The sequence below is a fragment of the Paenibacillus sp. 01T422 genome (assembly GCF_056398785.1).
In genome coordinates this window covers 1-7,807 of the sequence record NZ_JBFTQB010000234.1, presented here as the reverse complement: position 1 = coordinate 7,807, position 7,807 = coordinate 1, and the positions used below count along the sequence as shown (strand labels likewise).

The 7,807-nt window shown below is 48.2% G+C and carries 7 protein-coding genes and 2 riboswitches; of the genes, 5 read left to right on the top strand and 2 right to left on the bottom strand.

The features are described 5' to 3' along the window. Positions 1-1,881, top strand: a 1,881-nt coding sequence (locus AC1DUA_RS15060) for a transglycosylase domain-containing protein (protein WP_477500546.1), incomplete at its 5' end; no start/stop codon positions are given. A 182-nt stretch (positions 1,882-2,063) separates the two neighbouring features. Here the strand turns inward: AC1DUA_RS15060 and AC1DUA_RS15055 are convergent. Continuing rightward, positions 2,064-2,555 (bottom strand): YwhD family protein, encoded by a 492-nt coding sequence (locus AC1DUA_RS15055; RefSeq protein WP_477500545.1) that lies wholly within the window; start codon positions 2,553-2,555, stop codon positions 2,064-2,066. 252 nt (positions 2,556-2,807) lie between these two features. On the opposite strand from AC1DUA_RS15055, the gene AC1DUA_RS15050 reads away from it, so the two are divergent. From AC1DUA_RS15050 to sugE, 4 genes are all read left to right on the top strand, one after another. Then, positions 2,808-4,763, top strand: coding sequence for a M1 family metallopeptidase (locus AC1DUA_RS15050; protein WP_477500547.1), 1,956 nt, complete (start codon positions 2,808-2,810; stop codon positions 4,761-4,763). Positions 4,764-4,803: 40 nt separating this feature from the next. After that, entirely contained in the window at positions 4,804-5,622 is an 819-nt protein-coding gene (locus tag AC1DUA_RS15045) for a hypothetical protein (RefSeq protein WP_477500544.1), read from the top strand. A gap of 168 nt (positions 5,623-5,790) precedes the next feature. Then, a riboswitch (cyclic di-AMP (ydaO/yuaA leader) is annotated at positions 5,791-5,929 on the top strand. 3 nt (positions 5,930-5,932) lie between these two features. Next, positions 5,933-6,406, top strand: a complete 474-nt coding sequence (locus AC1DUA_RS15040) for a C40 family peptidase (RefSeq protein ID WP_477500543.1) — start codon at positions 5,933-5,935, stop codon at positions 6,404-6,406. A gap of 126 nt (positions 6,407-6,532) precedes the next feature. Then, positions 6,533-6,635, top strand: a riboswitch (guanidine-I (ykkC/yxkD leader). 90 nt (positions 6,636-6,725) lie between these two features. Further along, complete coding sequence (sugE, locus tag AC1DUA_RS15035; RefSeq protein ID WP_477500542.1) at positions 6,726-7,046, top strand: quaternary ammonium compound efflux SMR transporter SugE; 321 nt, start codon at positions 6,726-6,728, stop codon at positions 7,044-7,046. Positions 7,047-7,058: 12 nt separating this feature from the next. Here sugE and AC1DUA_RS15030 read toward each other — a convergent pair whose 3' ends face one another. Then, positions 7,059-7,649 (bottom strand): methyltransferase domain-containing protein, encoded by a 591-nt coding sequence (locus tag AC1DUA_RS15030; protein WP_477500541.1) that lies wholly within the window; start codon positions 7,647-7,649, stop codon positions 7,059-7,061. Positions 7,650-7,807 lie beyond the last annotated feature (158 nt).

Below are 7,807 nucleotides of genomic sequence, written 5' to 3'. Positions count from 1 at the left end.
TTTGATACGCACGGCGAACTCATCGACACATTCTATTCGGGACAAAATCGGCAAGTCGTTTCATTAAATGAAATTTCACCATACGTGATTAAAGCTACGCTCGCCGTAGAGGATCAACATTTCTACGATCATTTCGGTGTCGACGTGAAAGCCGTAGCCCGTGCAGCGATTGTCAATGTGAAAGCGATGGCGAAAGTGCAGGGCGCAGGCACTATCACTCAGCAATTAGCCCGAAATTTGTATTTGACACATGACCGTACCTGGACGCGTAAAATCAAAGAAACGATGTATGCCGTTCAATTGGAGATGCAGCTGAGCAAGGATGAAATTCTTGCGGATTATTTAAATCAAATTTACTACGGTCATTCGACCTATGGCATAGAAACAGCTTCTGAGCTATTCTTCAGCAAACACGCCAGTGAATTGACGTTAGCCGAGAGCGCCATGATTGCCGGTGTCCCAAAAGGGCCACGTTACTATTCACCCTATTATGATATGAAAAGTGCGCTGGACCGGCAAAAAATCGTGCTCCAAACGATGGTCCGCAGCGGATTCATCACGCAGGCTGCGGCAGACGCTGCTGGCAAGGAGAAACTGACCATCCAGCCGCTGACGAAGAAGAAACCCGCAGCAGCTCCTTATTTCAGAGATTATGTAAGGACACTTGCCACAGAAAAGCTCGGTATTCCTGAAGAGCAATTCGACGAGGGCGGCATTCGCATTTACACGACGCTTGATAAGAAAGCACAGGAAATCGCCGAAAGTGTCGTCACTGGGCAATTGAATGGCAGAACTGAGCTGCAGGCTGCTCTCGTCGCCATCGACCCACGTACCGGGGAGATCAAAGCGATGGTCGGAGGACGTGACTATACAGAAAATCAATTCAACAGAGCGTTGTCGAATACGAGGCAGCCAGGGTCCTCTTTTAAACCAATTATGTATATGGTAGCCCTGCAAAATGGGTATACGCCCGTCACACAGGTGAAAAGTGAGCCTACGGTGTTCACTTACGACGAAGGGCGTCAGCGTTACACGCCGAGAAACTTCAACGATCAATATGTAAATGCGAATATCGATATGCGGCAGGCGATTTCCAAATCCGATAACATCTATGCGGTTCATACGATTCTGGATGTTGGTCCTGCCAAGGTCATTGATCTAGCCCGCAAGCTGGGCATTGACTCACCGATGAAGCCTTTGCCATCTCTGGCGCTCGGTTCCTTCCCTGTAAGTCCACTTGAGATGGCGTCGGCTTTCGGAACGATTGCGAATCAAGGGCTGCATAAGGAAGCGACTGCAATTGTGCGCATTGAGGATGCGAACGGTCAGATTTTATACCAAGCGGCTCCAAAAGAGGAGCAGGTGATTAATCCAGCGGTTGCTTATGTGATGACGAATCTCATGGAGAGCGTGTTCGAGGAAGGCGGTACGGGTAACCGTGTTGCTAGTACGATCAAGCGGCCGATTGCTGGTAAAACTGGAACGACTGATACCGATGCTTGGCTGGTCGGCTTTACGCCGGAGCTCGCTACAGCAGTATGGGTCGGCTATGATAAAAACCGGGACATCTCCACCGTCGAGTCGCATCTGGCTTCACCTATTTTCGCGGAATTCACGGAACAAACGTTGGAGGCCATTCCGCCCAAACTATTCCAAATTCCGGAAGGGGTAGCCAATGTCTATATTGATCCCGTGAGCGGAAAGCTGTCCAACGAGGATTGTCCGAATGCTCATCTTGAAGCATTTCTGGCTGGCACAGAGCCAACGACTTACTGCACAGGCAAGCCCGCCAAGCCCACTTCCAATGATGATAAAAAGGACTCGCCAAAAGGCCAGAATGGCTCTTGGTGGAACGATATCAAACGTTGGTGGAATGACTAATTCCCAGTCCCCGCGCGGCTTTCAGAGAACACAAAAAGGCAGAACTAAGCGCGTCTTAGTCTGCCTTTTTGCTGTCCTAGTATATGAGGTAACATACACTAGGGTCTAGTATACTCGGTTCACCTTGGCGTAACAATGGATGACACATAATGTTCATAATCTCAAATATTGCCTTGGTAGGATTAAGAAAGCGCATCTTTCAGCACTTCATCCGAGCGGTTCCACCATTCTTCATTGTGGCTAATTAACTGCTTTTTGAGGGCTGCGCGCTCGCTGTCGGACAAGCCATCAAGGATAAATTTACGCTTCATGGCGCCGTCCATTTTGTTCACATGATCGGCCAAAATCTTCCAACCCCTGCGTGCTTCTGTATCGACTAGCATCTCGCAAGCAGACATGCCTGCATAGTACGCTCCCTCTTCGGTGCGATCCACTGCCACCCAAACGATCCACGCCTTGCGTCCATTCGGCACATCTTCTTTGTTGGTCGAGAATTTAATCCCTTTCTCGATTTTACTCTTGGCATGCAGCGTGCCTTCATCAAGATAGGCTTCATCGCCATCGATAATAACCCCTGATACATTGCTAAGATCAATCGCCCCAGCACCGAATCCTTTGTGATTGACTTTAGAGCTTACTATATTTAAGGCCAGCTTCTTTTTATCCGCTTCCATCGTTGCACCTTCCACTCATCGTAATGTTAAAATGATACCTTTGCTTTTATTGTAGCTAAAGTACTCCATGAGAACAAGAGCAGAGAACTAGAGCCTGGCAATAGCCAGCTTTTCGGCTATGTTAACAAATCTTTTCCACTCACAGAAATATTCCCTAGGTTGTCTACATATACATGCTGTAGATGCTTGTTAGGCGGGGTGAATCTATTGAGTGTTTTATTCAAAAACCGAAAGCTACAATGGTTCGTTGTCATGCTCCTTGCAGCAGGCACTGTCTTGCTGTCTGAAACTTTGCTCCCATCTGCAAGTAAACTGACGGAGACCGTCGTCTCTAAGGAAGAGCCGTCAGCTCCGGCGCCGGACATGCAGCCTGCTGATCGCGGCAAATCTTCGGACAAACAAACACAGGAGCCGCTAAGCTACCGCATTGCGGAGTATCACATGAATGTTGCCTACACACCAGAGACAAGACAACTCAAAGGGCAGCAAGCGCTATCGTGGGAAAATCCAGGATCGGTCCCTGTGCAAGAGATTTATCTGCATTTATATCCAAATGCATTCGCATCCAAGAAAACAACGTTTATGCGGGAGTCCGGCGGCAAGCTGAGACAAGATGAAGCCAAGGCTGACAGTACCGGCTGGATGGACTTGCTTTCAGTAAAAACGGAAGATGGCGAGGACCTTACGCCACGCATGTCGTTCGTGCAGCCGGATGACGGCAATAAAGACGACCATACGCTGCTCAAAATACCGCTGTCGAAGCCCGTAGGAGCCGGTGAACGGGTCACCCTCAAGACGGAGTTTCTCGTCAAACTACCCGAAGCCTTCGCTAGAATGGGCTATGTGGACGACTTCGTGATGGCTGGGCAATGGTTCCCTAAGGTTGCCGCATATGAACGAATCGGCACAAGGGGACGCACGGAAGCAGGCTGGAATCTCCACCAATATCATGGGAATTCGGAATTTTACGCAGATTTCGGCTTATATGATGTGAAAATTCAAGTGCCGGCGAACTATACGGTTGCCGCGACAGGTTTCCCGGTGAAACCGGCTGTGACGGAGAACGGGACGAAGACGTATCAATTTTATGCCGATGACGTGCATGATTTCGCCTGGTCAGCTTCACCTCACTTCGTGTATGTGGAAGAGCCCTTCTCTACGCCGCAAATACCCGGGGTGAAGATCAAGCTCTATCTTGATCCCAACCATCAGGATTTGAAAGATCGTTATATGTACGCTGCCAAAAAAGCGTTATCCCGTTATAGCCAGTGGTACGGAACGTATCCTTACTCGACCTTGTCTATCGTTGTACCTCCTCCCGGAGGCAACGGCGCAGGCGGGATGGAGTATCCAACGCTCATAACCGCTTGGGGCGCGGACGACAAGACGCCGGATCAGGAATTGGAACGTGTTGTTGTGCATGAGATCGGACACCAATACTTCTATGGCCTCGTGGCGAGTAATGAGTTTGAAGAAGCTTGGCTGGATGAGGGCTTTACCTCCTATGCCGAGGATAAAGTAATGGAAGCCGATTTCGGAGCGACCCCTAATTTACCAGTCGAGTCCAGCTACATTACTTCTCCGAATGCTCTGCGGCAAAATGCATGGGCCTATACCGGACATGATCAATACGCAGAAAATGTGTATACCAGAGGCAAGCTCGTGCTGAAAGCAATCGAGAAGCAAGTCGGCACCAAGACCATGGATCGTATCATGCGGACATATTTTCAAAAATGGCAATTCAAGCATCCTTCCACCAAAGACTTTCAAAATGTTGTCGAGGAAGTATCCAAAACGAAGTGGGACGACTTCTTCAATGAATATGTCTACGGCTCAATGATGATAGATTACTCGATTGAAAGCATCCATGTGAAAGCCACAGGCAGCAAAGGAGCTGGCCCTTACGAAAGTACGGTCCTCATCTCCAAGCGCGGCGGGAATTCACCCGAAGTGCCGATTCAGTTCCATTTCGCTGACGGTACGGTGCTCGACAAAACATGGGACGGCAAAGAAAGCAGCATAGAATATAAACTAACCCACACGACGCCTGTAGATTGGGTCCGCATCGATCCGAAGTACTCGCTCATTCTAGAGAACAAACATATTAATAACTTTATGCAAGCAGAAGTWGATACCAAGTGGAAACTCCGYCTGAATCTCGGCATTATTCAATTCCTGCAAGCTATTTTCGGGTGGGTGGCCTGGTAGGCGCCCACTCTTCAGAAAACAACGCTTAGGAGGGACACCTGTGACAACTTATCTCAAATCCGGCCTCAGGGCGGCTCTGCAGCAACCCTTCGCCACGATTGTCTTATTCATCTACCAGATGTGCTGGGGGATGCTGCTGTATAAGCTTGTACAAGGGGTCCTTGTCCCCCTCATGCATCGCTTTCCCGGCGGCGATCAGCCGAAAGAAGCGCTCCAGCTTTTTCTCGCCGAAAGTCAGTTCCAGCTATTCAAAACGGATCTTAGCCATTCCTACTTGTGGTGGCTGGCTATCCTGCTCCTAGCTCGCATGCTGCTTACCCCGATGCTGAACAGCGGCGTCTACTATTCGCTCACGCATTCGGATCAAAATGCCGGCTATCGCTTCGTCCGCGGCATCAAGGAACTCACACTTCCCTTCTTCGCCGCGTATATAATCCGAATCGCCATGTCTCTGCTGCCTCTCATCTGGGTGCTGCCCAAAGCGCAGAAGGTGCTTGCTCACAGCTCATCTTATGAGCAGGCCTCCCTCGACTTACTGCCTTGGCTAATGGGGATGCTGGTTTATGGCTTTCTGCTGCATCTACTTTTTATGTACGTCCAGTTCGCGATTGCGGCGCATCTCGGCATTGTATCCACAGTCATCACGTTCATCCGGTATTCGCTGCCGATTATCGGCCTTTCCCTGATCCTTTTAATTAGTTCAGGACTTTTGGCAGGGATTACGGTCACATCGACCTATATCTGGGCAGGACTGGTAGCGCTAATCATTTATCAGCTTTTCCCGCTCTTCCATATTTTCATGCAAATGTGGTCCATTACCTCGCAATTTCAGCTTCTTTCCGCCAAAATGAGTCGTTAAAACAAAATAAATAAAACCATAATTGGTTTAGATTTGTTCAATCCCCTTGCAAAAGGGGATTTTTTTGTCTGTAAAGCGAACCTTTACACATTTTTTCAGACCAAATTGCACGAAAAAGGAGGAATTTCGATGTTTATGACGAATTAAAGAGACTAGCATTAAAAAACCAAATATTTCATGCCGAATTCCTCATTTCTTGGGGAAACGGGGGAACCACACCGGGTGAATTGATCTTGCAAGACAGGGATCATAGGGAACCTTCAACCGAACCCTCCAGCTAACCTCGTAGGCACCGGAAGGAGACAAGCAGTTGAAAAAGGTTGTTGCTCTTCTTTTTAGTCTTGTTTTGTTTTTGAGTGTAGCTTTAGGGAGTGTGTCTGCGTCAGAATCCACATTGGACTCAACGGTTGACGAATTGATTGGAACACCGTACCGCGATGCGGGAACGACAACAAGAGGCTTTGATTGCTCTGGTTTCACATCGTACGTGTTCAATAAATTCGGCATTGACCTTCCTCATAGTTCAGCAGCTCAAAATAAAGAGGGCTACTGGATCGACAAAAGTGATCTTCGTAAAGGTGATCTTGTGTTCTTCGACACAGGGGGCAAAGGCATTTCTCACGTTGGTATCTACCTTGGAAATGGTGAATTCATTCACTCTGCATCCAATGAAGGTATCGTGAAAAACAAGCTAAGCGAATCCTATTATGCGAAAAGGTATGTATCCGCTAGACGTGTTCTGTGGGATGATATCTACAATCAACTAACTGCTGAATCCAAGTAATTTTCTTGTTCAACATGAATAAAGCCCAGACAAGCGTTAGCTCGAATGAGCCGCTTTTCAGGGCTTTTATTCTTTTTTTGAAATGATGCAACTTGACATAGCATGTTAGCCGTCCTATAATTACGGCATCATGTTTCTAGGGTTCCGCGGCGCTGCAGCGCCGGTCTGGTCCGAGAGAAAACACGCAGCGGATACGCTGTGATCACGGAGGGGAAAAAGCCCGGGAGTCTTATCGCATTAGCGATATTGCTTCCAGGCTTTTTCTTTTTGCCGCGATCTAATGGGCATCTTAGCATACTTTTGAAGGAGTGATTCACAGATGGCATGGTTATATCTAGTCATTGCAGGTGTTTTTGAAGTCGTATGGGCGATCTCATTGAAGTTCTCCAATGGTTTCACACGACTGGTTCCATCCAGCATCACCATTGTCGGCATGATTATCAGCTTTTATTTTCTCGCAGCAGCTACGAAAACTCTTCCTATCGGCACAGCCTACGCGGCTTGGACGGGAATTGGCGCTGTAGGTGCAATTATTATCGGCACCCTATTTCTGAATGAGCCTATTAGTTTACTGCGTATTCTATTCATGATCCTTATTCTGGTCGGCGTTCTCGGCCTTAAGTTCACATCCGGGCACTAAGCTTACGCCCACTCACTCCGGCCGATGATTCCTAAGCCACCATGTAGCTGACATACCAGAAGGAACTGCCGACAAATATCCGCAGATTCTCCGCCAGCGGTTTAAAGATCTCTTGGATTCCGCAATTTGCAGCACCTCTGGTCGAACGTCCACACCAACGATGTGTTTGGCCGTTGCCGCCATGAACTGTGTCCAATATCCAGTACCGCAAGCCACCTCCAGAACGCGGCTCCCAGTCACCTGCCTCTTCACGATATCCGCCAGCATCGCAAGTTCTTGCTGATACTCCGCATCCTCACGAGCATAAATCCGTTCATATTCAGCCGCTCGCGCGCCGTAGTAATCCTGCATGCCCTCTTTCTCTTCACGCAAAAGCCGCTGCCGATCCTTCACCTCGGGAACGATCCGTTGTTTAGCTGCCAATAAGTCGGCAAAAATAGCTCCGCCATGCGAATCATAATTCGCGAGTAGGCCATGCGTCGCCATCACAATAAGCTGCGTCATAGACAAGCCTGTTTCCTCCGCCATGCGCTCCAAATCTGCTTTCACTTTCTCAGGTAAGTAGACGGAAAGCCTCTTGGTTTTATCGTTCTTGTCGTCCATTCGGAGATTCCCCCTTTGCATTTTTATTATTTTAACACATATTATATGTCATTAAAACATATTTATTGAGTTATTTTTCGACAATCGGGAATTTAGGCTACTTAAAGAAACTGCTCCTAGCCACTCACCCTCGCAAATCCCTCTAGTAAACATAGAAT

Coding starts and splice junctions, on each gene's coding strand:
- AC1DUA_RS15055 (WP_477500545.1), bottom strand. CDS start 2,555: ATGGAAGCGGATAAAAAGAAGCTGGCCTTAAATATAGTAAGCTCTAAA.
- sugE (WP_477500542.1), top strand. CDS start 6,726: ATGGCATGGTTATATCTAGTCATTGCAGGTGTTTTTGAAGTCGTATGG.
- AC1DUA_RS15030 (WP_477500541.1), bottom strand. CDS start 7,649: ATGGACGACAAGAACGATAAAACCAAGAGGCTTTCCGTCTACTTACCT.